Annotated in this window: 14 protein-coding genes; 9 read left to right on the top strand and 5 right to left on the bottom strand. The window is 68.3% G+C overall.

Translation table 11 applies throughout. The features are described 5' to 3' along the window. The first annotated feature begins 292 nt into the window (after positions 1-292). The 3 genes from KSS95_RS23370 (at position 293) to KSS95_RS23360 (ending at position 17,027) form a co-directional block, all read left to right on the top strand. Positions 293-15,577, top strand: coding sequence for an autotransporter-associated beta strand repeat-containing protein (locus tag KSS95_RS23370; RefSeq protein WP_217850093.1), 15,285 nt, complete (start codon positions 293-295; stop codon positions 15,575-15,577). 294 nt (positions 15,578-15,871) lie between these two features. Next, on the top strand, positions 15,872-16,435 hold the full coding sequence (locus KSS95_RS23365) for a GNAT family N-acetyltransferase (RefSeq protein ID WP_217850086.1): 564 nt from the start codon (positions 15,872-15,874) through the stop codon (positions 16,433-16,435). A gap of 52 nt (positions 16,436-16,487) precedes the next feature. Beyond that, complete coding sequence (locus KSS95_RS23360; RefSeq protein ID WP_217850084.1) at positions 16,488-17,027, top strand: hypothetical protein; 540 nt, start codon at positions 16,488-16,490, stop codon at positions 17,025-17,027. A gap of 72 nt (positions 17,028-17,099) precedes the next feature. On the opposite strand, the gene KSS95_RS23355 is transcribed toward KSS95_RS23360, so the two are convergent. Further along, positions 17,100-17,567, bottom strand: coding sequence for a DMT family transporter (locus tag KSS95_RS23355; protein ID WP_217850082.1), 468 nt, complete (start codon positions 17,565-17,567; stop codon positions 17,100-17,102). A 91-nt stretch (positions 17,568-17,658) separates the two neighbouring features. Between KSS95_RS23355 and KSS95_RS23350 the strand changes: the two genes are divergently transcribed. Together KSS95_RS23350 and KSS95_RS23345 are read left to right on the top strand one after the other, a co-directional pair. After that, the gene (locus KSS95_RS23350) at positions 17,659-18,579 is read left to right on the top strand and encodes a LysR family transcriptional regulator (RefSeq protein ID WP_217850080.1); all 921 of its coding nucleotides are present in this window, start codon (positions 17,659-17,661) and stop codon (positions 18,577-18,579) included. An 81-nt stretch (positions 18,580-18,660) separates the two neighbouring features. Beyond that, positions 18,661-19,047 (top strand): lysozyme inhibitor LprI family protein, encoded by a 387-nt coding sequence (locus tag KSS95_RS23345; protein WP_217850078.1) that lies wholly within the window; start codon positions 18,661-18,663, stop codon positions 19,045-19,047. 3 nt (positions 19,048-19,050) lie between these two features. Here the strand turns inward: KSS95_RS23345 and mnmH are convergent, their stop codons facing one another. After that, on the bottom strand, positions 19,051-20,163 hold the full coding sequence (mnmH, locus tag KSS95_RS23340; RefSeq protein ID WP_217850072.1) for a tRNA 2-selenouridine(34) synthase MnmH: 1,113 nt from the start codon (positions 20,161-20,163) through the stop codon (positions 19,051-19,053). After that, entirely contained in the window at positions 20,163-21,197 is a 1,035-nt protein-coding gene (gene selD, locus KSS95_RS23335; protein ID WP_217850070.1) for a selenide, water dikinase SelD, read from the bottom strand. Before selD ends, mnmH begins: the two co-directional genes overlap by 1 nt. Before the next feature lie 124 nt (positions 21,198-21,321). On the opposite strand from selD, the gene KSS95_RS23330 reads away from it, so the two are divergent. Genes KSS95_RS23330 through phnE form a run of 4 tightly spaced genes read left to right on the top strand, consistent with a single transcriptional unit; the run spans position 21,322 to position 24,552 of the window. Next, positions 21,322-22,176, top strand: coding sequence for a putative selenate ABC transporter substrate-binding protein (locus KSS95_RS23330; protein WP_134690003.1), 855 nt, complete (start codon positions 21,322-21,324; stop codon positions 22,174-22,176). Then, positions 22,173-22,967, top strand: coding sequence for a phosphonate ABC transporter ATP-binding protein (locus KSS95_RS23325; RefSeq protein WP_217850068.1), 795 nt, complete (start codon positions 22,173-22,175; stop codon positions 22,965-22,967). Before KSS95_RS23330 ends, KSS95_RS23325 begins: the two co-directional genes overlap by 4 nt. Further along, positions 22,961-23,788, top strand: coding sequence for a PhnE/PtxC family ABC transporter permease (locus KSS95_RS23320; RefSeq protein WP_217850066.1), 828 nt, complete (start codon positions 22,961-22,963; stop codon positions 23,786-23,788). Before KSS95_RS23325 ends, KSS95_RS23320 begins: the two co-directional genes overlap by 7 nt. Further along, the gene (gene phnE, locus KSS95_RS23315; RefSeq protein ID WP_217850064.1) at positions 23,785-24,552 is read left to right on the top strand and encodes a phosphonate ABC transporter, permease protein PhnE; all 768 of its coding nucleotides are present in this window, start codon (positions 23,785-23,787) and stop codon (positions 24,550-24,552) included. Before KSS95_RS23320 ends, phnE begins: the two co-directional genes overlap by 4 nt. Before the next feature lie 192 nt (positions 24,553-24,744). Here phnE and KSS95_RS23310 read toward each other — a convergent pair whose 3' ends face one another. Together KSS95_RS23310 and KSS95_RS23305 are read right to left on the bottom strand one after the other, a co-directional pair. Next, a complete protein-coding gene (locus tag KSS95_RS23310; RefSeq protein ID WP_217850062.1) occupies positions 24,745-25,641 on the bottom strand; it encodes a bestrophin family protein in 897 nt (298 codons plus the stop codon). 93 nt (positions 25,642-25,734) lie between these two features. After that, complete coding sequence (locus tag KSS95_RS23305) at positions 25,735-26,217, bottom strand: GNAT family N-acetyltransferase (protein WP_217850060.1); 483 nt, start codon at positions 26,215-26,217, stop codon at positions 25,735-25,737. Positions 26,218-26,238 lie beyond the last annotated feature (21 nt).

Raw genomic sequence — 26,238 nt, 5'->3', positions numbered from 1 at the left:
GGCTTTGTCGCAGCGCTGCGAGCATATTGGCCATTCGCCATGACCGTTCGTCGGTTGGATCCAACCAGCAAGCGGCTGAAACCCGCGAAACACGTGCCGCCTCGATAAAGTATTAACACCATTTGATCGACCCTGACCCCCAGCCAGTCGGCTGTGAGCGGCTACACATTCCAGCAAAGGAAAATTTGTAGCCATGGTCAGGTGTTTCGCCGTTCGCGTGCCCAGATTCACTGCAACAAGCGCTGTTCACGCATTCAGGGACTGAACCGCCTGATCCACGAAGGAGCTCTCCGTGGACAGAATTGTTGCCGCCCGTTTGCCTGCCCGTTTATCTCAACTATCCCTGGCCGTCAGTCTGGCGGTTGGGGGCATGGCCCTGGGGCTGACCAGCGAACAGGCACTGGCGGCCTGCACGCTCAACGCGGGGGTGGTGACCTGTAGCGGGGCGGCCAACCCGCTGGCGCCGAGTTATTCCAACAGCACCAACGGCCTGACGGTCAACGTCCAGCCCGGTGCCGGCCTTGGGGTACTGCTGGGGGTAGGGGGCACCGCGCTGACGCTGACCGGCAGCGGCAACACCTTGAACAACTCAGGCACCATCGACCCCACGCTGCTGGGGTTGCTCAGCCTGCAGTCCACGGGCGTGGTGATCGGCAGCACCGGTACCTCCGGCAACCTGACCATCAACAACAACCTGGGCGGCACCATCAAGGGCACGGGGGCGGTGCTCGGCGCGAACCTGCTCAACCTCACCGGCATGGCCATGGATGTGCGCAACGGCGCCGCCGGGACCACCACGATCACCAACGCCGGGACCATCGGTTCCACGCCGCTGGTGGGCCTGACCATCCTCAGCGAGGACACCCCGATCGTCGCCGTGAGCGGCGGCGGCACGGTGAACTTCACCAACACCGGGACGTTGCTCGGGCGTACCGCATTCCAGACCTCTGCCACCGGCAACACCTTCACCAACGTCGGCAGCCTGACCGGCAGCCTGTCGATGGGTGCCAACAGCACCAACCGTTTCAATGCCGTGACCGGCTCCACTGTCAGCGCCGGCGCAGGTGTCGGGCTCGCCCTGTTGGTCACCGGCAACCCCAACCTGGCGTTCGCGCCGGCCGGCAAGATCGACGGCGGCGCCGGCGGCGACAATACCCTGGCGTTGCAGAACGCCATCGGTGGCGGCAGTGGCACCGGTGGCAGTGGCACCATCAACGCCAGCAACTACATCAACTTCAATCGCCTGATCGTCGACAGCGGCACCTGGAGCCTGATCGGCCAGGTGCTCAACGGCACCACCCAGACCACCCTCAACGGCGGCCAGCTCAACTTCGACAACGCCAGTGCCTTCGGCAGCGGGGTCATCACCGCCAACGGTGGCGGCCTGGCGGGCACGGTCGGTGGCTTGAGCCTGGCCAACGCGCTGGTGCTCAATGCGGGCCTGAACGTCGGCGGCGCCACCGACATGACCCTCAACGGCGTGGTTTCCGGGGTTGGTGGGTTGACCAAGACCGGTGCCGGCCTGCTCACCCTCGGCGCGAGCAACACCTATGGCGGTGGCACCACCCTCGCCGCGGGCGGCCTCAACCTGACCAGCGCCGCGGCGCTCGGCAGCGGCGGCCTGACCGTCAGCGGCGCCGGCAGCCTGCAAGGCAGCGTGCCGCTGGTGCTGAACAACGCCGTCACCCTCAACGCGGCGCTGAGCCTGCCCGGCAGCAATGCCCTGACCCTCGGCGGCGTGCTCAGCGGCAGCGGCTCGCTGGTCAAGAGCGGCAGCGCCAACCTGACCCTGAACGGCATCAACAGCTATACCGGCGGCACCACCCTGAACACCGGCACGCTCATCCTCGGCGGCGACAGCGCGCTGGGCACCGGCGCGCTGACCCTCGGCGGCAACGCCACCCTCGACAGCGCCGCGGCGCTCAACCTCGGCAACGCCATCGCCCTGGGCGGCAACACCCTGAGCCTGCCGGGCAACAACGCCACGACCCTGGGCGGCGTGATCAGTGGCAGCGGCGCGCTGGCCAAGACCGGCGCGGCCGACCTGACCTTGAATGGCGTCAACACCTACAGTGGTGGCACCAGCCTGGCCGGCGGCAAGCTGACCCTCGGCAACAGCAGCGCGCTAGGCAGCGGCGCGCTGACCCTGGGTGGCAACGCCACCCTCGATGCCAGTGCCGGCGTGAGCCTGGGCAACGCCATCAGCCTCGCCAGCAATACGCTGACCCTGCCAGGCAGCAATGCCACCACCTTGGGTGGCGTCATCAGTGGCACCGGCGCGCTGGTCAAGAATGGCAGCGCCGCGCTCACCCTCAATGGCAACAACACCTTCAGTGGCGGTACCACGCTCAACGCCGGCGCACTCACCGTGGGCCACAACAACGCCCTGGGCGGCGGTGCGCTGACCCTGGGCGGCAATGCCAGCCTCGATGCCAGCACCGCGGTCAACCTGGGCAACGCAATCAACCTGGGGGCCAATACCCTGAGCCTGCTGGGCACCAGCGCGACGACCCTGGGCGGGGTGCTCAGCGGCACCGGCGCGTTGGCCAAGAACGGCAGTGCCGGCCTGACCCTCAATGGCAGCAACACCTTCAGCGGCGGCACCACCCTCAACGCCGGGGTGCTGACCGTGGGCAACAACAATGCCCTGGGTACCGGCGCGCTGAGCCTGGGCGGCAACGCCAGCCTCGACGCCGGCGTGGCGGTCAACCTGGGCAACGCGGTCAACCTGGGCGGCAACACCCTGACCCTGCCGGGCACCAGCAACACCACCCTCAGCGGTGTCGTCAGCGGTACCGGCGCGCTGATCAAGAACGGCGCCAGCAGCCTGACCCTGGGCGGCGCCAACACCTTCAGCGGCGGCCTGAGCCTCAACGCCGGCACCCTGACCCTGGCCAATGCCGCGGCCCTGGGCACCGGCGCGCTGACCGTCGGCGGCGCCTCGACGCTGTCCACCACTGTGGCCACCACCCTGAACAACGCCGTCAACCTCGGCGCCAACCTGACCCTTTCCGGCGCCAACAACCTCAACCTGGCCGGCACCCTCAGCGGCAGCGGCGGCCTGATCAAGAACGGCAGCGCCACGCTGACCCTCAGCGGCAACAATACCCAGAGCGGTGCCACCGCGCTCAATGCCGGCACCCTGGTGCTGGGCAGCAACACCGCGTTGGGCACCGGCACCCTCAACGCCGCCGCCAACACCACCCTGGACACCAGCGTCGCCGGCCTGAACATCGCCAACGGCCTCAACCTGGCCGGCAACCTCAACCTGCCCGGCAGCAACGACCTGACCCTGAGTGGCGTGATCGCCGGTAGCGGTGGCATCACCAAGGCCGGCAATACCACGCTGACCCTGACCGGCGCCAACAGCAACAGCGGCTCGACCTTCCTCAACGGCGGCACCCTGGTGGTGGGCAGCAATACCGCGCTGGGCACCGGCACCCTCAACACCGCCGCCGGCACCCACCTGGATGCCAGCACCGCGGTCAGCCTGGCCAACGATGCGATCATCGCCGGCCCGCTGACTATCGATGGCACCGCCAACCTGGGCCTGAGCGGCCAGCTCAGCGGCCTTGGCTCGCTGGTCAAGAACGGCAACGCCAGCCTGACCCTGAGCGGCAACAACAACTACACCAACGGCACCCAGCTCAATGCCGGCACCCTGGTGCTGGGCAGCAACACCGCGCTGGGCATCGGCGGCCTGACCCTGGGCGGCAACGCCAACCTCGACACCAGCACCGCCGTCGCCGCCACCAACAGCATCAGCCTGGGCGGCAACACCCTGACCGTGCTGGGCAGCAACGCCACCACCCTGACCGGCCAGATCAGCGGCACCGGTGCCCTGGTCAAGAGCGGCAATGCCGGCCTGACCCTCAACGGCAACAACACCTTCAGTGGCGGCACCACCCTCAACGCCGGGCTGCTGACCCTGGGCAACAGCAACGCCCTGGGCACTGGCGCGCTGACCTTGGGCGGCAACGCCAGCCTCGACGGCAGCGGCACCCTCAACCTGGGCAACGCCATCAACCTGGCCGGCAACACCCTGACCCTGCCGGGCAGCAACACCACCACCCTGAGCGGGGTGATCAGCGGCACCGGCGCGCTGACCAAGAACGGCAGCACCAACCTGACCCTCAGCGGCGCCAACACCTTCAGCGGCGGCTTGAACCTCAACGCCGGCACCCTGACCCTGGCCAGCGCCGCCGCCCTGGGCAGCGGCGCGCTCAACGTCGGCGGCGCCGCGACCCTGGCCAACTCGACGGCGATGACCCTGAACAACGCAGTCAACCTCGGCGCCGACCTGACCTTGCCTACCACCAGCAACCTGACCCTGGCCGGCACGCTCAGCGGCACTGGCGGCCTGGTCAAGAACGGCAGCGCCACCCTGACCCTGAGCGGCAACAACAGCCACAGCGGCGCCACCGCGCTCAATGCCGGCACCCTGGTGGTCGGCAGCAATACCGCGCTGGGCACCGGCGCCTTGAACGCCGCCAACAACACCACCCTGGACACCAGCGCCGCCGGCCTGAACCTTGCCAACGCGCTCAACCTGGCGGGCAACTTCATCCTGCCCGGCAGCAACGACCTGACCCTGAGCGGCACCATCGCCGGCAGCGGCGGCATCACCAAGAACGGCGCCACCACGCTGACCCTGACCGGGGCCAACAGCAACAGCGGCATCACCCGCCTGAACGCCGGCACGCTGGTGGTCGGCAGCAACACCGCGCTGGGTACCGGGGCCCTCAATACCCTGGCCGGTACCCACCTGGATGCCAGCACTGCGGTCAGCCTGGCCAACGATGTCACCATCGCCGGTCCGCTGACCATCGATGGCAGCGCCAACCTGGGCCTGAGCGGCGTGGTCAGCGGCATTGGCTCGCTGGTCAAGAACGGCAGCGCCAACCTGACCCTGAGCGGCAACAACCTCTACACCAACGGCACCCAACTCAATGCCGGCACCCTGACCCTGGGCAGCAACACCGCGCTGGGCATCGGAGCCCTGACCCTGGGCGGCAACGCCAACCTCGACGCCAGCACCGCCGTTGCCGTGACCAACGGCATCAACCTCGGCGCCAATACCCTGACCGTGCTGGGCAGCAACGCCACCACCCTCGGCGGGCTGATCAGCGGCACGGGCGCGCTGGTCAAGAACGGCAGCGCCGGGCTGACCCTCAACGGCAACAACACCTACAGCGGCGGCACCACCCTCAACGCCGGCCTGCTGACCCTGGGCAACAACAACGCCATCGGCAGCGGCGCCCTGAGCGTGGGCGGCAACGCCAGCCTCGAAGGCAGCGGCGCCCTCAACCTGGGCAACGCCATCAACCTCGCCGGTGGCGCCACCCTGACCCTGCCGGGCAGCAACGCCACCACCCTCGGCGGGGTGATCAGCGGCGCGGGCGCCTTGACCAAGAACGGCAGTACCAACCTGACCCTGTCGGGGGCCAACACCTTCAGCGGCGGGCTGAACCTCAACGCCGGCACCCTGACCCTGGCCAATGCCGCGGCGCTCGGTAGCGGCGCGCTGAACGTCGGCGGCGCCGCGACCCTGGTCAACAGCGTGGCGATGACCCTGGGCAACGACGTCAACCTGGGCGCCAACCTCACCCTTGGCGGCAGCACCAACCTGGCCCTGGGTGGGGTGGTCGGCGGTACCGGCGGCTTGATCAAGACCGGCACCTCCGATCTGACCCTGAGCGGCAACAATACCTTCAGCGGTGCCATCGACCTGCTCGGCGGCAGCATCACCACGGTGGGCGGCACGGCCCTGGGCAATACCTTCGGGGTCACCCTCGGCGCCGGCACCAACCTGAACCTCGGCGCCAGTGCCACCATTGGTGGCCTGGGCGGTGCCGGTACGGTGAATATCAGCGGCGGCAGCACCCTGACCCTGGGTGGCAACAACCTCAACAGCGTGTTCAGTGGTGCCCTGGCCGGTGCCGGCGGGCTGACCAAGACCGGTACCGGCAGTTTCGAGCTGTCCGGCAGCAACGTCATCGGCGGCACCACCACGGTCAACGGCGGCCTGCTCAATGTCAGCGGCTCGCTGGCCAGCGCCGGCGTGCAGGTCAATACCGGCGCCAGCCTGGGCGGCACCGGCAGCCTGCTGGGCCCGGTCGATATCGCCGACGGTGCGCACCTGCTGGCCAACAGCGGCGCGACCCTGACCACCGGCGCGCTGACCTTGCACAGCGGCTCGATCTTCGATGTCGGCCTGGGCTCGCCTGCAAGTGGCGGCACCCGACTGGTCAACGTCAACGGCAACCTGACCCTGGACGGTACCCTCAACGTCACCGATATCGGCGGTTTCGGCACCGGTATCTACCGGCTGATCGACTACACCGGCGCCCTGGTCGACAACGGCCTGCTGATCGGCAACGTGCCCGGCAGCATGCTGCCCGGCGACCTGCAGGTGCAGACCTCGATCGGCACCCAGGTCAACCTGCTGGTCGGTGGCGCCAGCAGCACTGTGCAGTTCTGGGATGGCAGCCAAAGCGTCGCCAACGGCGTGATCGACGGCGGCACCGGCACCTGGGATGGCAGCAACACCAACTGGACCGACGTCAACGGCGTGCTCAATGGCAGCTGGGGCAGCGACTTCGCGGTGTTCCAGGGCACCGCGGGGGATGTCACCGTGGCCGGTACCCAGGCCGCTACCGGGCTGCAGTTCGTCACCAATGGCTACCGCCTGATCGGCGCCGGCGGCCTGAATCTGGTCAACGCCAGCAACGGCGCCTTCGCCGTGCGTGTCGACCCAGGCGTCACCGCGACCCTCAACGTTGGGCTCTCTGGCAGCGGCCAACTGGCCAAGCTCGACAGCGGCACCCTGGTGCTCAACGGCGCCAACACCTACACCGGTGGCACCTTGCTCAATGGCGGCACGATCGTGGTCGGCAACAACAGCGCCTTCGGCAGCGGCGCGGTCAGCACCGCCAACAGCACTACCCTGGACAGCAACACCGCCGTCACCCTCGGCAACGCCTTCAGCCTCAGCGGTGCCCTGACCGTTGCCGGTTCCGCCGACCTGGGCTTGTCCGGCGTGGTCTCGGGGCTTGGCAGCCTGGTCAAGAACGGCGGCGCCAACCTGACCCTGGGTAACGCCAACACCTACAGCGGTGGCACCAGCCTGGGTGCCGGCACCCTGACCCTGGGCAATGCCCAGGCGCTGGGCACCGGCGGCCTGACCGTCACCGGTGCTGCCAGCCTGGACACCACCGGCAACCTGGCATTGGCCAATACCATCGCCCTGAACGCCAACCTCAGCTTGCCGGGGAGCAATGACCTCACCCTCAACGGTGCGCTCAGCGGCAGCGGTGGCCTGATCAAGAACGGCGCCGGTACGCTCACCCTCAACGCCAGCAACAGCCAGCAGGGCACTACCAGCCTGAACGGTGGCACCCTTGTGGTCGGTAGCAACACTGCGCTGGGCAGCGGTACCCTGAACGCAGCTGGCGGCACCACCCTGAGCAGCAATGCCAACGTCACCCTGGCCAACCAGATCAACCTGGCCGGCAACCTGAGCATCGCCGGGGCACAGAACCTGACCCTGGGCGGCAACGTCATCGGCGTCGGCGGCCTGACCAAGAACGGCAGCGGCACCCTGACCCTGAACGGCACCAATGGCAATCTCGGCAACACCAATCTCAATGCCGGCACCCTGGTGCTCGGCAGCGCCAGCGCCCTCGGCCTGGGCCAGCTCAACGCGGCTGCCGGGACCACGCTGGACAGCGCCTCGGCGATCACTCTTGGCAACACCGTCAACCTGGGGGGCAACCTCACCATCGCCGGCAGCAACGACCTGGGCCTGGGCGGGCTGGTCACCGGTGCCGGCAGCCTGACCAAGAACGGTGCCGGCAACCTCACCCTCAGTGGCGCCAACACCTTGGCTGGCGGCGTGATCCTCAATGCCGGCACGCTTACCCTGGGCAACAACCAGGCCTTGGGTTCCGCCAACCTTGTTGTCGGCGGCGCCAGCAACCTGGCGACCACCGGCGCCCTGACCCTGGCCAACCAGGTGGTACTGAACGACACCCTTGGCCTGACTGGCAACAACGACCTGACGTTGAACGGCGTGATCAGCGGTACCGGCGGCCTGACCAAGACCGGTAGCGGCAACCTGACCCTTGGCGCCGCCAACACCTATCAAGGCCTTACCACGCTTGGCGCTGGCACCCTGACGCTGGGCAACAACACCGCGCTGGGCAGCGGCAACCTGGCGGTGACCGGCAACAGCACCCTGGCCACCACCGGGGCGCTGCAACTGGCCAATGCCATCGGCCTGGGCACTGCTGCCACATTGGCGATCAACAATGCCCAGGGCCTGACCCTCGATGGGCTAGTCAGCGGTGCCGGGGCGCTGAACAAGCTGGGCGCCGGGCAGCTGGTGCTCAATGGCAGCAACACCTATGCTGGCGGCACCTCGCTGCAGGCCGGCAGCCTGCTGCTGGGCAATGCCGGCGCCTTGGGCAGCGGGGCCCTGACCGTCAACGGCGGCGCCGGCCTCGACGCCAGCCAGGCACTGGTGCTGGCCAATGCGGTCAACCTCGCCGGTGGCAACCTGACCCTCGGCGGCAGCCAGGCGCTGACCCTCGGCGGCGTGGTCTCCGGCAACAATGGCCTGGTCAAGAATGGCGCCGCCAGCCTGACCCTCAACGGCAACAACACCTACAGCGGCGGCACCACCCTCAACGCCGGCACCCTGGTGGTCGGCAGCAACACCGCGCTGGGCAGCGGTGCCCTCAGCACTGGCGCCAACACCAGCCTCGATGTCGCTGGCGCCGGTGCCACCCTGGCCAACAACCTGCATCTGGGCGGCACCCTCAACCTGCCAGGCAGCGCCGACCTGACCCTCACCGGCGTGGTGGATGGCGTCGGCGGCCTGAACAAGGCCGGTGCCAGCACCCTGACCCTCAATGGCGCCAACAACTACCTGGGCGGCACCACCCTCGGCGCCGGCCGGTTGGTGGTCGGCAACGACAATGCCTTGGGGCAGGGCGCCCTGACCGTTGCCGGTGCCGCGAGCCTGAGCAGCGCCACCAGCACCACCCTGGCCAACAACGTTACCCTCAATGCCGGCCTGAGCGTCGATGGCGGCAACGACCTGACCCTCAATGGCGTGCTCAACGGCACCGCCGGCCTGAGCAAGAACGGCAGCGGCAACCTGACCCTCAATGGCAACAACGGCTACCAGGGCGGGACCGAGCTCAACGCCGGGCGTCTGACCCTGGGCAGCAGCGGCGCGCTGGGCACCGGTACCCTGTCGGTCACCGCCGACGCCGTCCTGGCCAACAGCGCCCCCATGGCCCTGGGCAACACCATCGCCCTGAGCAATGCTGCCAACCTCACCGTCGATGCCGCCAATGCCCTGATCCTCAGCGGCGACCTCGGCGGCAGCGGCAACCTGGTCAAGACTGGCGTCGACGACCTGACCCTGGTCGGCGTCAAGACCTTCGCCGGCAATGTCGACGTCCAGGCCGGCTCCCTCACCACCCTCGGCAGCGGTGTGCTGGCCAACGTCGATACCCTCAACGTCGGCGCCAGTGGCCAGCTCAATCTCAATGGCAATGCCAGCCTCGGCAGCCTGACCGGCAGCGGCCAGGTGGATGTCGGCGTCGGCAGCGTGCTGAGCCTGGGCAGCAACAACCTCAGCAGCACCTTCGCCGGTGGCCTGGGCGGCCTGGGCGGCCTGACCAAGGTCGGCAGCGGTACCCTGACCCTGACCGGGACCAGCAACCTGGCAGACAATACCCAGGTCAACGCCGGTACCTTGAAAGTCGACGGCAGCCTGACCAGCGCCGGGCTGAACGTGGCCAGTGGTGCCAGCCTGGCCGGTAGCGGCAACGTCGCTGCCCCGGTGACCATCGCCAGCGGCGGCCACCTGGTTGGCAGCAGCGGCGCCACCCTGGGCCTCGGCGCCTTGGTGCTGGGCGCAGGTGCCATCGTCGATGCCGGCCTGGGCGCACCGTCCACCGGCAACACCGCGCTGTTCAACGTCGGCGGCAACCTGACCCTCGACGGTACCCTCAACGTCAGCAACATCGGTGGCTTCGGCAACGGCGTATACCGCATCTTCGACTACAGCGGCGCCTTGACCGACAACGGCCTCGACTTCGGCAGCCTGCCATTGGGGGTCGGCCTGGGCGACGTGGCCCTGCAAACCGCCCTGGCCAACCAGGTCAACCTGCTGGTCAGCGCCGCAGGCCTGAACGTGCAGTTCTGGGACGGCAGCCAGACCACGGCGAACGGCCAGGTCGACGGCGGCAGCGGCGTGTGGAACGCCAGCAACAGCAACTGGACCGACCTCAATGGCACCGCCAACAACACCTGGGGCAACACCTTCGCGGTCTTCCAGGGCACGGCAGGCGATGTCACCGTCGACGGCAGCCAGAGCCTCACCGGCATGCAGTTCGTCAGCAATGGCTATCGCCTGCTGGCCGGCACCGCCGGGGCGCTCAACCTGGTCAACGGCAGCAGCGGCGACACCAGCGTGCGGGTCGACCCGGGCGTGATCGCCACCCTCGATGTCGGCCTGGCCGGCAGCGGCAAGCTCAACAAGCTCGACAGCGGCACCCTGGTGCTCAACGGTGCCAATACCTACAGTGGCGGCACCCGCCTCAGTGGCGGCGCCCTGGTGCTGGGCAGCAACAGCGCCCTGGGCAGCGGCGCGCTCGATGCCGCCAGCGGCACCACCCTGGACGCCAACCAGGCGGTCGCCCTGGGCAATGCCATCACCCTGGACGGCCCGTTGAACATCGCCGGCAGCAACGACCTGGCCCTGGGCGGCGTCATCAGTGGCGCCGGTGGCCTGGTCAAGGCCGGCAGCGCTCGGCTGTCGCTGGCCGGCAACAACAGCTACGCCGGCAACACCGCGCTCAATGGCGGCACCCTGGTCGTGGGCAGCAACAGCGCCCTGGGCAGCGGCTCCTTGAACACCACCTCCGGCACCAGCCTGGACAGCAGCCAGCCGGTAACCCTGGCCAACAACCTCAACGTCAGCGGCGACCTCACTGTGCTGGGCAGCAACGACCTGACCCTCGGCGGCAGCGTCGCTGGCAGCGGCCGCCTGCTCAAGGCTGGCCTTGCCCGCTTCGCCCTGATGGGCGCCAACACCTACAGCGGCGGCACCGAGCTGCAGGCCGGCACCCTGGTGCTCGGCAACAACGGCGCCCTCGGCAGCGGCGGCCTGGATGTCACCGGCAATGCCAACCTCGACAGCGCCAGCGCCGTGACCCTGGCCAACCCGGTCAATGTCGGCGGCGTGCTCAACGTGCTTGGCAGCAACGACCTGCACCTGGCTGGCGTGCTCAGTGGCGCCGGCACCCTGAACAAGAGCGGCCTGGCCGACCTGACCCTGTCGGGCAACAACACCTTCAGCGGTGTCCTCAACCTGCTGTCCGGCAGCCTCAGCACCATCGGCACCACCGCCCTGGGTACCCAGAGCGAGCTGAACGTCAGCAGTGGCGCCACGCTCAACCTCGACGGCAACACCACCCTGGGCGACATCGGCGGCAGCGGCGTGATCGACATCGCCGCCGGCAACAGCCTCAATGTCGAGGGCGGCAACTTCGCCGGCAACATCGGCGGCAGCGGTACCCTCAACAAGTTGGGCGTCGGCGTCCTGGCCCTCAGCGCCGCCAACAGCCACAGCGGCACCACCAACGTCCAGGCCGGCAGCCTGAAAGTCGATGGCAGCCTGGCCAGCAGCACCGTCAACGTCGCCAGCGGCGCCAGCCTGGCCGGTGCCGGCAGCCTGGGCGGCACGGTGAACGTGGCCAACGGCGGCAACCTCAACGCCACCAGTGGCAGTACCCTGAGTGCCGGCGACCTGAGCCTGGGCAACGGCGCCAACTTCAACGCCGCGCTCGGCACCGCCGGCACCGGCGCTGGCCCGCTGGTCAGCGTGGCCAACAACCTGACCCTCGGCGGCACCCTGAACATCACCGATATCGGTGGCTTCGGTGCCGGGGTGTATAGCCTGTTCAGCTACGGCGGCAGCCTGGTCAACAACGGCATGAGCTTTGGCAGCACGCCGGTGCCGGTCACCGACCTCACCGTGCAGACCGCGGTCGCCAACCAGGTCAACCTGGTGGTCGGCGGGGCCAGCAACGTGCTGTTCTGGGATGGCAGCCAGACCGTCGCCAACGGCCTGATCGATGGCGGCAGCGGCACCTGGAACGCCACCAACAGCAACTGGACCGACGTCAACGGCGTGCTCAACGGCACCTGGAACGACACCTTCGCGGTGTTCCAGGGCGCCACGGGCACCGTCACCGTGGACGGCAGCCACAGCATCAGCGGCCTGCAGTTCCTCACCGACGGCTACGTGCTCGACGCTGGCGCGGCAGGCGAGCTGCTGGGCAATGGCGTCACCAACCTGCGGGTCAATCCGGGTGTCAGCGCTACCCTCAACGTTGCCCTCAACGGCACCGGCAGCCTGGCCAAGCAGGATGCCGGCACCTTGGTGCTCAACGCCGCCAACGGCTACAGCGGTGGTACCGCGCTCAACGGCGGCGCCCTGGTGCTGGGCAACGACAGCGCGTTGGGCAGCGGCACCCTGACCGCCGCCGCCGGCACCACGCTGGACAGCAACCGCGCCGTGACCCTGGCCAACGACGCCGTGCTCAATGGCGCCCTGGCCATCGCCGGCAGCAATGCCCTGACCCTCAACGGCGCCATCAGCGGCAGCGGCGGCCTGGTCAAGAACGGCGCCGGCCAGCTGACCCTGGGCGGCAGCAACAGCTACACCGGCGGCACCCAGATCAACGCCGGCAGCGTGGTGGGCAACACCAGCAGCCTGCAGGGCGCCATCCTCAACAATGCCGCGCTGACCTTCGAGCAGAACAGCAACGGCAGCTACACCGGCAACCTCAGCGGCACCGGCACCCTGGCCAAGAACGGCACCGGCGAGCTGCTGCTGACCGGCGTCAACAGCCTTACCGGCGCCACCAGCGTCAATGCCGGCAGCCTGCTGGTGGGCGGTCGCCTGGACAGCGCCACCGTGCAGGTCGCCACCGGCGCCCGCCTGGGCGGCAGCGGCACCGTGGCTGGCGCGGTACAGGTGGCCAACGGCGCCACCCTGGCGGCCGGGCAGAGCACCACGCCGCTCACCGTCGGCAGCCTCGACCTGGCCTCAGGCAGCGCCCTGGACTTCAACCTCGGCGCCCCGGCGGCCTCCACCACCGTGGTCAAGGTCAACGGCAACCTGGTGCTCGACGGCACGTTGAACATCACCGATGCCGGCGGCTTCGGCACCGGCGTGTACCAGCTGTTCAGCTACGGCGGCGTGCTCACCGACAATGGCCTGGTGTTCGGCGCCATTCCGGGCAGCGTGGTGCTGGGCGACCTGGCCTTGCAGACCGCCATCGCCAACCAGATCAACCTGGTGGTGCAGAACTACGGCGAGGAACTGCAGTTCTGGAACGGCGGCAAGACCAACCCCGATGGCAGCATCGGCGGCGGCAGCGGCACCTGGGGCTCGAACACCGGCTGGACCAACGCCAGCGGCACCAGCAATGAAGGCTGGAGCGGCGGCTACGCGGTGTTCGGCGGTACCCCGGGTACCGTCACCGTGGTCGGCAACCAGTCGTTCGAGGGCTTGCAGTTCCTCAGCGACGGCTACCAGGTGGTACCGGGTGCCGGCGGCAGCCTGACCCCGGTCAACGACCCTGACGGCAGCCTGGCATCGGTACGGGTCAACGCCGGCGCCACTGCCACCGTCAGCGCGCCCCTGGTGGGCAGTGGCGGCATCGAGAAGCTCGACGCCGGTACCCTGATCCTGGCCGGTGCCAACACCTACAGCGGTGGCACCACCGTCAGCGGCGGTACCCTGGTCGGCAACACCACCAGCCTGCAAGGCAACATCCTCAACAACGCCAGCCTGGTCTTCGCCCAGGGCAGCAACGGCACCTTCAACGGCACCCTCAGCGGTACCGGCACCACCACCAAGCAAGGCGGCGGCACCTTGCTGCTAACCGGCAACCAGCCATTCAGCGGCGCCTTCAACGTCAACCAGGGCGTGCTGCAAGTGGGCGATGCGGCCAATCCGGGCAGCACCCTCGGCGCCCAGGTCACCGTGGCCAACGGCGCTGCGCTGACGGGCAACGGCACCGTCGCCGGGCTGACCAACAACGGCACCGTGCTGCCGGGGCCGGCTGGCAACCTGAATGTCTCGGGCAACTTCACCAACGGCGCCAGCGGGACCTTGGTCATCGACCTGGGCACCGCGCCGGTGAACTACCTGAACGTGGGCGGCACCGCCAACCTCGGCGGCAGCCTGATGGTGGCCAACCTCGCCAGCGGCAACGGCCAGTACACCGTGGTCAACGCCGCGGGCGGGGTGAATGGCACCTTCGCCACCACCAACCTGGCCAACTCGGCGTTCATCAACAGCGCGCTGGCCTACGGCGCCAACCAGGTGACCCTGTCGGTCAGCCGCAACGGCACCTCGTTCGCCGACGTTGCCGCCACCGGCAACCAGCGCGGCGTGGCCAATGCCCTGAGCAGTGCCGGGGCGCCGGCGACGCTGGTCAACAACCTGCTGCCGCTCGACAGCCAGGGTGCGCAGGCCGCGTTCGACAGCTTGTCCGGCGAGATCCACGCCAGTACCGCGACGGTGCTGATCGAGGATTCGCGCTACGTGCGTGAGGCGGTCAACGACCGCCTGCGCCAGGCCGATTGCAGCAACCAGGACGACCCACGTCGGACCCTGGCGCCGACCGCCAACCAGCAGCTGACCAGCGAAGGTTGCCAGGGCCAGGCGGTGGGCTGGATCCGTGCCATCGGCGGCTGGGGTACCTACGACGGCAGCAGCAGCCATGCCAGTGTCGACCGCGACCTGTCGGGCTTCATGCTCGGCGCGGACCGCGCCCTGGATGACCAGTGGAAGGTCGGCGCCGCCGCCGGCTACACCCGCTCGAGCATCGACGCCCACCGTCGTCGCTCGGACGCCACGGTGGACAGCTACCACCTGACCACCTACCTGGGTTACCAGCTGGATGCCTTCGCCGCGCGCATGGGCGTGGCCTACAGCTGGCACGACATCGACAGCAAGCGTGATGTCCAGGTGGGCAGCTACAGCGACCGCCTGAAAGCCAAGTACAAGGCGCGCAGCGCCCAGGTGTTCGGCGAGGTGGGCTATGCCATCGACGCCGGCGGCATCGCCCTGGAGCCGTTCGCCGGGCTGGCCTACGTCAACTACGACAGCGACACCGCCCACGAGAAAGGCGGGGCAGGGCGCTTGCAGGGCAAGGTCAAGCAGGACGTGACCTTCTCCACCGTCGGTGTGCGGGCGGGCAAGCGCATCACCCTCGACAACGGCAGCCAGATCACCCCGCGGGTGTCGCTGGGCTGGCGCCATGCCTTCGGCGACGACAAGCCTGATGCCGACCTGCGCTTTATCGACGGTGGCGCAGGGTTCAGCACCGAGGGCGTGCCGATCGCCAAGGACGCGGCGGTGGTCGAGGCCGGGGTGGACCTGTCGGTGGGCGCGGCTGGCAAGCTGGGGGTTGGGTACTCCGGGCAGCTGTCCAGCGAGAACCGTGACCATGGGGTGGTGGTGAGCTTCAGCATGGGGTTCTGAGGTAGATCGCTGGGGCTGCCTTGCAGCCCTTTCGCGACACAAGGCCGCTCCTACGGGCGATCGCATTTCCCTGTAGGAGCGGCCTTGTGTCGCGAAAGGGGCGCAAAGCGCCCCCGGCCATCCAGAGCCCAGCGTTTTGGTCCGCATCAGAACCACAGGTGCCCGTCGCAAGTTTTGCAGCGCCAAGCACGCCTGCCCTCGTGTCGCGAAAGGGCCGCAAAGCGGCCCTAGGGATGCCAGACCGAGCCACTGTCGTTAGACTGTCATCTCCCACGATCGGACAGGAGTCCCGGTGTGCCCGACCCCCGCAGTTTCCCCAGCGACCTGAGCCTCGACAGCCCGCGCCTGCAGCTGCGCCCCATGCGCCATGGCGACGCACAGCAGTGGCTGACCATCATGGCCGACCCCGAGGTGATGCGTTACTGGTACCACGCCCCCTGGCAAACCCTGGCCGAGGCCGAAAGCGCCCTGGCCGCCGACCGTGAAGCCTACGCCGCCGGCCAGTTGCTCAAGCTGGGCATGTACCGCCGCGACAACGGCGAGCTGATCGGCATGGTCCAGCTGTTCAACCTCGAGGAAGGCTCGCGCCGTGGCGAGATCGGCTACTGCCTGGCCAAGTCGGCCCAGGGCCGTGGCTACATGGACGAAGCCCTGACCTGTTTCATCGACTACCTCGCCCACACCCTGCACCTGCGCCGCCTGGAGGCGGAAATCGACCCACGCAACCAGGGCTCGGCACGTACCCTCGAACGCCAGGGTTTCGTCCTCGAAGGCACCTTGCGCGCGCGCTGGTGCGTGGCGGGCGAGTTGTCCGACTCGGGGCTTTACGGCCTGCTGCTCGAACCGCCTGTCGCCTGAGGCCAGGGTGCGCTATGGTCGGCGTTCGACACTGAATGGACGGAGTTCGCGGTTGCCTGCTTTCTACCTGACCACAAGCCTGGCCCTGTACCTGCTGAGCCTGGCCTTCGATGGCGCCCTGACGGGGGCGGGCCGGCATGTACCGGCGTTGCAGATGCTGCTCTACGGTCCCTGGGGTATCGCCTTCGGCCTGTACCAGTGGTTCGCCAACCCATTGCTGGCGCTGGCTGTTCTCGCCCATCGACGCTTGCGCCGCCTGGCGCTGGTGTGCGGGCTGGCGGCGCTGTACCTGGCGGCCAGCAGCTTTACCCTCTCTCGGTTGCCGGACAACCAGAGCTACGCCTTCCAGGATGTGACCGGCTTCGGCGCGGGCTTCTACCTGTGGCTGCTGGCGATCCTGGTGTTCTGCCTGGGGCAGCTCTGGTGGTGCTGGAAGGCGCGCTCGGCGGCGGAGGTACCGGGTTGGGGCTGGCTCGATGTGGCGCTGATCGCGGCCCTGAGCGTGGCGATTTACGCCGGTACGCAAATGCCCTCGCTGCGTTTCGAGCCGCACAAGGTGATCGTGCCGCCGGAGCAACCGCAGACCTTGTGATGGTGCATCGCCGGGCAACCCCGCTCCCATGGAGCATCAGCGCAATGTCGGCCTGGGCGCTACGTCATGCCCTCAGCGCGGCGTGCCCCACTGCACCACGATCATCCCGAGCACGATCATTCCCACGCCCGCCAGCCGCAACAGGTTCACCGGTCGCTCCGGCAGGCCCATGAGGCCGAACTGGTCGATCAGTAGCGACGACAGCACCTGCCCGGCCACCACGCAGACGATGAACCCCGCCGCCCCCAGGCGCGGCGTCAGCACCAGCGCGGCGGTGATGTAGAGCACCCCGGCAACCCCGCCGAACCAGGCCCACCAGGGCGCATGCGCCAGTTGCTGCACCTGCGGCACAGGCGCGCGCAGCAGCAACAGGGCCGGCACCAGCATCAGCAGGCTGACCAGCAACGACACCCCAGCGGCCCACAAGGGATGGCCGAGCAGGCGCCCGAGCGCGGCGTTGCTGCCCGCCTGGAAGGGCACGGCGGCCCCGGCGAGCAGGGCGATGAGCAAGGGGAGGGTGGCGAAGAGGCTGGCGGGCATGGTGTCTATTCCTGATCAGAGCACTGGCCTCAGTCTCGGTTATGCACTTCAATGATGGAAATTCGAACTTCGTACAGGCTGTATTCGTTCCATGGATGATCTGCGCCGTATCGACCTCAACCTGTTGCTCACCCTGCACGCGCTGCTCAGCGAGCAACATGTCTCCCGCGCGGCGCTGCGCCTGCACCGCAGCCAGCCGGCGGTCAGCCACGCGCTGGCGCAATTGCGCCAGCTGTTCGCCGACCCGCTGCTGGTGCGCCGTGGCGGCCGTTTGCAGCTCAGTGCCCGTGCCGAAGCCCTGCGCGAGCCATTGCAACAGGCGTTGCAGCAACTCGATGGTCTGCTCGGCAGCCCTGGCTTCGAGCCAGGCAAGGCCCGGCGCACCTTTCGCCTGGCGATGTCCGACTACGGCGCGCGGGTGGCGCTGCCGGCGTTGATGCGCCTGTTGCGCCGCGAAGCACCGGGCATCGATGTGCTGGTGTCGCAGGGCAGTCGCGAGGCGATGCTCGGGCAGCTGATCGATGGCGAGGCGGACCTGGCGCTGGGCGTATTTCCGGAACTGCCGGGGGAGATGGCTCAGCAGGTGCTGTTCGAGGAGTCGTTCGTCTGCCTGGCCGACCGCGCCAGCCTGCCGCCGCGCGGCGGCCTGGGCCTGTCGCAGTGGCTGGCGCGGCCCCATGTGCTGGTGGCGGTGCGTGCCGGTATCGACAACGAGATCGACCTGGCCCTGGACGCCCTGGGCGAGCGCCGGCGCATCGCCCTGACCCTGCCGCACTGGGGCGTGGCCCAGGGGCTGGTCGCCGGTACCGACCTGGTCCTCACCGTCGCCCGCCGTAGCCTGGCCGGGGCACGCCTGGACCCGGCCTTGCGCCAGTTCCCACCGCCCTTGGCCATTGCCCCCTTCGCCTTCGCCCAGGCCTGGCACCCACGCCGCGACGGCGATGCCGGGCACCGCTGGCTGCGCGCGCAGATCGCCGCATTGTGCGTGAATGAAAGTACGACAGGGTGCTAGTGTGGTGTTGCACAAACAACGACCCTAATTGGCACAACACCACACTAAGCTGTGCCACGAACACCCGATAAAGGAATGCCCATGCTCAAGCAATATCTGCTCGGCGCCAGTGCCTGGCTGGCGATGGCCTGCGCCCAGGCCGACGATTATTCGTCCACCTACACCCAGTGCATGGACAAGGCCTCCAGCACCTTGGCCATGGGCGCCTGCATCCAGGCCGAGACCAAGCTGCAGGATGACCGGCTCAACCGGGTGTACAAGCAGCTGATGGCCAAGCTCGACAGCCAGCGGCAGAAAGACCTGCGCGAGGTGCAGCGCACCTGGATGAAGTACCGCGACGGCAATTGCGCGTTCCACGGCAAGCTGAGCAACGGCAGCATCTACCGTATCGAAGGGGCAATGTGCGAAATGGACATGAGCAAGGACCGCGCCGCGGAGCTGGAACGCATCCTCAGCCCCGGGCAGTGACCGTCACCCGCTGCGCTGTTGGCGCCTGGCCCGGGCCTTGAGGTACTCGCGCACCTCCACGCCATCCCCGGCAAACTCGATACGGCCCGACTTGGCCTCGCGCTGGTAGGCATACATCGGGTCGTAGTACTCGTTGAGCAGCCCTTCGATCCAGCCGCGGTGCAGCTGCACATCGCCACTGCGCAGTTGCTCGTCCAGGGCCTGCCCCAGCAACTCGGACAGGCGCTGGAAGCGCTCGCCGCCGAGGCGCTTATGGATATTGGCCATGCTCTGGCGCATGCGCTCGGCGAACAGCCGGCGGCCATCTTCCTCGCCGTGCACCGCGACGAACTCGGCGCACAGGTTGATCACGTAGTCGCGCAGGATGCGCTCCACGCGGTTGGCGAAGCTGTCTTCCAGCCACACCAGCGGGTACTGCTGCATGCCTTGGTACAGCTCCAGCGGCACCGAGCAGCTGCCGACGATACGCCCTTCGTCCTCGAGCACGAACTGCTCGATCCCACGCTCGCGCTTTTTCAGCACATCGATGGCCAGGGCGTTCTCGAAGTCGATCTGCGCCGGCTGCGCGGTGGCGCGCTTGCCGAAGCTGGAACCGCGGTGGTTGGCGTGGCCCTCGAGGTCGAGGACATTGTCCAGCTGGTGCAGCACGTCGGTCTTGCCGGTGCCGGTGAGCCCGCCGACCAGCACGAAGTCGCACTGCTCGACCGCCTGCTGGGTGGTTTCCAGCAGCAGGGTGCGCATGGCCTTGTAGCCGCCGACGACTTTCGGGTACTGGATGCCGGCTTCCTTGAGCCAGCCCTGGACGATCTGCGAGCGCAGGCCGCCACGCAAGCAGTACAGGTAGCCGTCGGGGTGGGCCTGGGCGAACGCCGCCCAAGCCTCCAGGCGTTGTTGCTTGACCGCGCCGTTGACCAGTTGGTGGCCCAGGGCGATGGCGGCGGCCTGGCCCTGCTGCTTGTAGCAGGTACCGACCTTCTGCCGCTCCTGGTCGGTCATCAGCGGCAGGTTGAGCGCGCCGGGGAAGGCGCCCTTGGCGAACTCGACGGGCGCGCGCATGTCCATCAGCGGCAGGTCGTCGAGGAACAGCTGTTTCAGCTCGGTGCAGTCGGGGCGCATCAGATCACCTCGACCGCGTGGCTCTGTCGCTCGACCAGCACGCCGATTGGCGCCAGGTCCAGGCCCAGTTCCCGGGCCACGGCGAGGAACTCGGCCTCACCTTCGGGGCTGATCGCCACCAGCAGGCCGCCGCTGGTCTGCGGGTCGCACAGCAGGTGCTGCTGGTCGTCGCTGAGCGCGCCGATCTTGTGCCCATAGCTCTCGTAGTTGCGCAAGGTGCCGCCGGGGATGCAGCCCTCGGCCAGGTAGTAGTCGACGCTGGGCAGGCGCGGCACGGCGTCGAACTCAAGGCGCGCGGTCAGGCCGCTGCCTTCGGCGACCTCGACCAGGTGGCCGAGCAGGCCGAAGCCGGTGACGTCGGTCATCGCCAGCACGCCATCGAGCTTGCCGAAGCGGCTGCCCGGGGTGTTGAGGGTGCACATCCAGTCGCGGGCCAGGCCCTGGTCCTGCTCGCGCAGCTTGGCTTTCTTCTCGGCGGTGGTGAGGATGCCGATGCCCAGGGGCTTGGTCAGGTACAGCTTGCAGCCGACACGGGCGGTGTCGTTGCGCTTGAGGTGGCGCTTGCTGACAACGCCGGTGACGGCCAGGCCGAAGATCGGTTCGGGGGCGTCGATGGAGTGGCCGCCGGCCAGCGGGATGCCGGCTTCGGCGCACACCGCGCGGCCGCCGCGAATCACTTCGCGGGCCACTTCAGGTGGCAGTACGTTGACCGGCCAGCCGAGGATGGCGATGGCCATCAGCGGGTCGCCGCCCATGGCGTAGATGTCGCTGATGGCGTTGGTGGCGGCGATGCGCCCGAAGTCGTACGGGTCGTCGACGATGGGCATGAAGAAGTCGGTGGTCGAGACCACGCCGCGCTCGTCGTCCAGGGCATAGACCGCGGCGTCGTCGCGCGAGGCGTTGCCGACCCAGAGTTTCGGGTCCAGCGCCTGCGTGCCGCTCTCGGCGAGGATCACATCCAGCACCTTGGGGGAAATCTTGCAGCCACAGCCGGCGCCGTGGCTGTACTGGGTCAGACGAATCGGCTCGCTCATACGCACCTCGGGATTTTCGTGATGGGCGATTGTAGCAAAGCTGGCCTTTGCGCCTGCGCCTCTTATAATTCCACTCCGTCGGCGTTTTGCCGCACCTTCCCCGCTATTGAACCGGAGAACCCCCATGTTCAAACGCCCCCTGGCACTCGCTGCCGGCCTCGCGCTGTCCTGCTGCGCCGTTTTCGCCCAGGCTGCCGACGTACTGCGCGTCAGCGCCATCCCCGACGAAGCGCCGACCGAACTGCTGCGCAAGTTCAAGCCGCTGGGTGAATACCTCGAGCAGCAACTGGGCATGAAGGTGCAGTTCGTGCCGGTGAGCGACTACCCGGCAGTGGTCGAGTCGCTGGCCAGCAACCGCCTGGACATGGCCTGGCTGGGCGGTTTCACCTTCGTCCAGGTGCACCTGAAGGACCCGACCGCGACCCCGCTGGTGCAGCGTGAGCAGGACGCCCAGTTCACCTCCAAGTTCATCACCGCCAACCCCGAGGTGAAGAGCCTGGCCGACCTGAAGGGCAAGACCTTCGCCTTCGGCTCGATCTCGTCCACCTCCGGCAGCCTGATGCCGCGCTACTTCATGTTGAAGCAAGACAACATCAAGCCCGAGGGCTACTTCAGCCGCGTCGCCTACTCCGGTGCCCACGATGCCACCGTGGCCTGGGTTGCCGCAGGCAAGGTCGATGCCGGCGTGCTCAACGCCAGCGTGTGGCAGAAGCTGGTCGATGCCGGCAAGGTCGATACCAGCAAGGTCAAGGTGTTCGCCACCACGCCGACCTACTTCGACTACAACTGGACCGTGCGCGGCAACATGGACCCGGCGCTCAAGGCCAAGATCAAGCAAGCCTTCCTCGCCCTGGACCCGGCCAAGCCTGCCGACAAGGCCATCCTCGACCTGCAGGCGGCCAGCCGCTTCATCGAGACCCAGCCGGAGAACTACCAGGGCACCGAGCAAGCCGCGCGTGAGGCCGGCCTGCTCAAGTGACTATTCGTCTGCAAGGGGCCAGCCTGCGCCACGGCCAGGTCCAGGCCCTGAACGCCGTGGATCTGCGCATCGACCAGGGTGAGCGGGTGGCGATCATCGGCCCGTCCGGGGCCGGCAAGTCGAGCCTGCTGCACCTGATGGCCACCGCCGTGCAACCCAGCACCGGGCAACTGACGCTGCTCGACGCCCAGCCTTGGGCGTTATCGGCGCGCGCCCGCCAGCGCCTGCGGGCACGGCTGGCACTGGTGCACCAGGCGCCGCCCTTGCCGCCGCGCCAGCGGGTGGTGACCGCGGTGCTGGCCGGGCGCCTGGGGCAGTGGGGCACCCTGCGTGGCCTGCTCAACCTGCTGCACCCAGGCGATGTGCCGGGCGCGCGCCAGGCCCTGGCCGAACTGGGGTTGGCGGACAAGCTGTTCGTCCAGTGCGGGCAGTTGTCCGGTGGCCAGTTGCAGCGGGTCGGCATCGCCCGGGCGTTGTACCAGCGCCCGCAGGTGCTGCTGGCCGACGAGCCGGTCTCGGCGATGGACCCGGTGCTGGCCGACCACAGCCTGGCGCTGCTCAACCGCCATGCCCAGGCCCATGGCGTGACCCTGGTCGCCAGCCTGCACGCGGTGGAGCTGGCATTGGCGCACTTCCCGCGGGTCATCGGTATCCGCGAAGGGCAGGTGGCCTTCGACTGCCCGGCTGAGGCAGTGACCGAAAGCCTGCTGGATGCGCTGTATGCCAATGAGCAGTTGGCGTCGCCGGTCACCGCCGGGGCGAGCCTGACGGTGCAGATCCCGCGATGCTGAACGCCGCTGCCCGCGACCCTGCGGCGCTACCTCGCCTGCTGTTGACCTTGCTGTGCCTGGCCCTGCTGTGGCCCGGATTGCAGCTGAGCGAACTGAACCCCGGCGTGCTGTTGCAGGCGGATAACCGGCAGCAGATGGCCAGTTTCGTCAGTGGCTTCTGGCCGCCGGCCCACGATCCCGACTTCCTTGGCCTGTTGTGGCAAGCCACCTTGCAGACCCTGGCCGTGGCCACTGCCGGCATGGCCCTGGCCCTGCTGCTGGCGGTGCCGGCCAGCCTGTTGGCCAGCCGCGCCCTGTCGCTGCGCGCAGCCTCCCGCGGCGGGCGCCCAGGGTTCTGGTCGCGCACCTTGCGCCTGCCGGTGCGCGGCCTGCTGGTGTTTTTACGCAGCGTGCCGGAGATCGTCTGGGCGCTGCTGTTCGTCCGCGCCGTGGGCCTGGGCCCGACTGCCGGGGTGCTGGCCATCGCCATCACCTACAGCGGCATGCTCGGCAAGGTCTATGCGGAAATCTTCGAGTCGGTCGACCAACGCCCGGCCCATGCCTTGTTGCAGGCCGGCAGTAGTCGCTTGGCGGCGTTCTGCTACGGCATCCTGCCCAATGCCGCGGCCGAGGTGGTGTCGTACACTGTCTACCGCTGGGAGTGCGCGGTGCGCGCCTCGGTGGTGATGGGCTTCGTCGGCGCTGGCGGCCTGGGCCAGCAGATCGATTTGTCGATGCGCATGTTCGCCGGCGACCAGGTGGCGAGCATGCTGCTGGCGTTCCTGGTGCTGGTGGTGCTGGCCGACCTGCTCAGCCGTTTTCTGCGCGGGAGGCTGGCATGAACCGGGCAATCAACCTGTTGGTGCTGCTGGGCATCGTCGCGGCGGTGGTGGCGTCGTTCGCCTACCTGGAGCTGGACCTGCACGCGGTGGTCGGCGAGGGCGGGTTGGGGCAGATGGCGGAGTACGCCGGGCGCTTCCTGCAGCCGGACCTGTCGCTCGAGCACTTGCGCGCCGTGGGCCGGGGGGCGCTGGAGACCCTGGCGATGTCCGGGCTCGGCACCTTGCTGGCGATGCTGCTCGGCATGTTGCTGGCGCTGCCGGCGGCGGGGCGATTTGGCTGGCCGCTGCAAGGCGCGGCGCGTTTGCTGCTCAATGCGCTGCGGGCGATTCCCGAGCTGGTGTGGGCGGCGCTGACCGTGCTCGCCGCGGGGCTGGGGCCCAACGCCGGCACGCTGGCGCTGGCGCTGCATACCGCCGGCGTGCTCGGCCGCCTGTTCGCCGAGGCCCTGGAAAACGCCCCGCCGGAGCCGGCGGCGGCGATTCGCCTGCAGGGCGGCAGCCAGGTGGCGGCGTTCTGTTTTGGCACCTTGCCCAACCTGTGGCCGCAGCTGCTGGCCTACAGCCTGTACCGCTGGGAGAACAACATCCGCATGGCCAGCGTGCTCGGTTTCGTCGGCGCGGGCGGCCTGGGGCAGATGCTCTACACCACCCTGAGCCTGTTCCAGGAGGCCCAGGCCAGCACGGTGATCATCGCCATGCTGGTGCTGGTGTTGCTGGTGGATGCGTTCAGCGATGTGCTGCGCCAGCGGTATGTGAGGGCCTAGCAGGCGCTATCCCGGCAGGAGCCGGCCGCGAACACCGGCATAGCCGGTGCCATCCACCGCGTCGCCGGGTTCGCCAGCAAGCTGGCTCCTACAGGTATTGCAGGCCGTAACCCTTGTAGGAGCCGGCCTTGCCGGCGAACACCGGCATCGCCGGTGCCATCCACCGCGCCGCCGGGTTCGCCAGCAAGCTGGCTACGGCATGGCGTTCGCCGCAGACACCTGCTCCCCACGCTGCATCGACTCCAGGTTGCGCTCGATGGTCGCGCAGATGCTGTCCATCGGGATCTGGTGCTCGCTGGCGCGAAACGGGCTCTGCAGGTCGGTGCCGATGCGCTCGATCGCCAGCAGCATGAAGCCCACCACCGTCGAGGCCAGCGGCGTGAACCAGCCCAGCGATTCCACCAGCCCCACCGGCACGATCAGGCAGAACAAGGTGATGAACAGCCGCGGAAAGTACACGTAAGGGTAGGGCAGCGGCGTATTGGCGATGCGTTCCATGCCGCCCTGGGCATTGGACAGGTCCACCAGCGTCGACTCCAGCCGTGCCAGGCGAATGCTGTCCAGCCGCCCGGCCTGGTACTCCCGGGCCAGCAACGCCGCCGAACCACCGAGGATATCGTTGGCGAAGTTGTTCGAACGGTTGCGCCGCTCGAACTCGGCGGGCGGGATGAACGCCATCAGCTCGTCCGGACACTTGTCGCCCTTCAGGTGCGCCGCCAGGCAGTTCACATAGGCGATATGCCGGCGCAGCAAGGTGGCCTTCAGCGGGTTTGGCCCATCCTGCGGGTCGTCTATCAGTGTCAGCACCTGGCGGGCAAAGCTGCGCGAGCCGTTCACCAGCGCGCCCCACAACGTGCGGGCTTCCCACCAGCGGTTGTAGGCGCTGCTGTTGCGAAAGCTCACCAGCACCACCAGCGCCGAGCCCAGCAAGGTCAGCGGGATCAGCGGCAGGCTGAACTTGCTGTTGAAGAACAGCATGAAGTCGATGGTGACCAGCACGTCCCAGATCAGCAGCCAGAACAGCGACCAGCCGATGTAGCCGAAGGTCTTGACCACCAGGCGGTACTTGCGGGTGAGGAGGGTTTTCACGTGGGGGAACCTCGAAGCGATGGATGCAGGTTCCGACGCCGGCGGCGGGGTAAGGTTCGGTGTGTTTCGTCGTGTAGGCGCCCGCCTACCGGGTTATGCGTTGCACATCTGCTTCATCTGCACCAGCGCCACCCGGCTGCCATCGGGCGCGCGGCGTTGTTCGATCGCGAACGGGACGAAACCCAGCTGTGGATAAAGCAGCAAGCCTGCGGTGTTGTGGTTGAAGCACGACACCCACAGTTCCCGCGCGGCGAACTGCTCACGGGCCAGGGCGAGCATGCTTTGCACCAGGTAGCGCGCCACCCCCTTGCCCCGTGCGGCCGGTGCCACCACCACGTTGCCCAGCGCGCAGACGCCGCCGTGCTCGGCCTGGTAGAAATTGGCGAAGCCAACGAGCACGCCATCGGCCTCGATCACCGTCGAGCCGCTGCGCTGGGCGATGGCGTCGCTCAATTGTTCGGGCGTCAGGGGATAGGTGGCCTTGGGGAACATGTAGAACAGTTCGTCCGGGCCCTGTGGGAAGCAGCAAAGGGCGGGGATATCGGCATGCGTGACGGGGCGGTGGCTTAGTTGCATGGGGAAATCCGTGCTCGAGTG

The organism is Pseudomonas muyukensis, from assembly GCF_019139535.1.
In the GTDB taxonomy this organism is placed as follows: Bacteria; Pseudomonadota; Gammaproteobacteria; order Pseudomonadales; family Pseudomonadaceae; genus Aquipseudomonas; species Aquipseudomonas muyukensis.
Note: the sequence above shows the minus strand (reverse complement) of the source record. Positions and strands in the feature narration are given on the sequence as shown.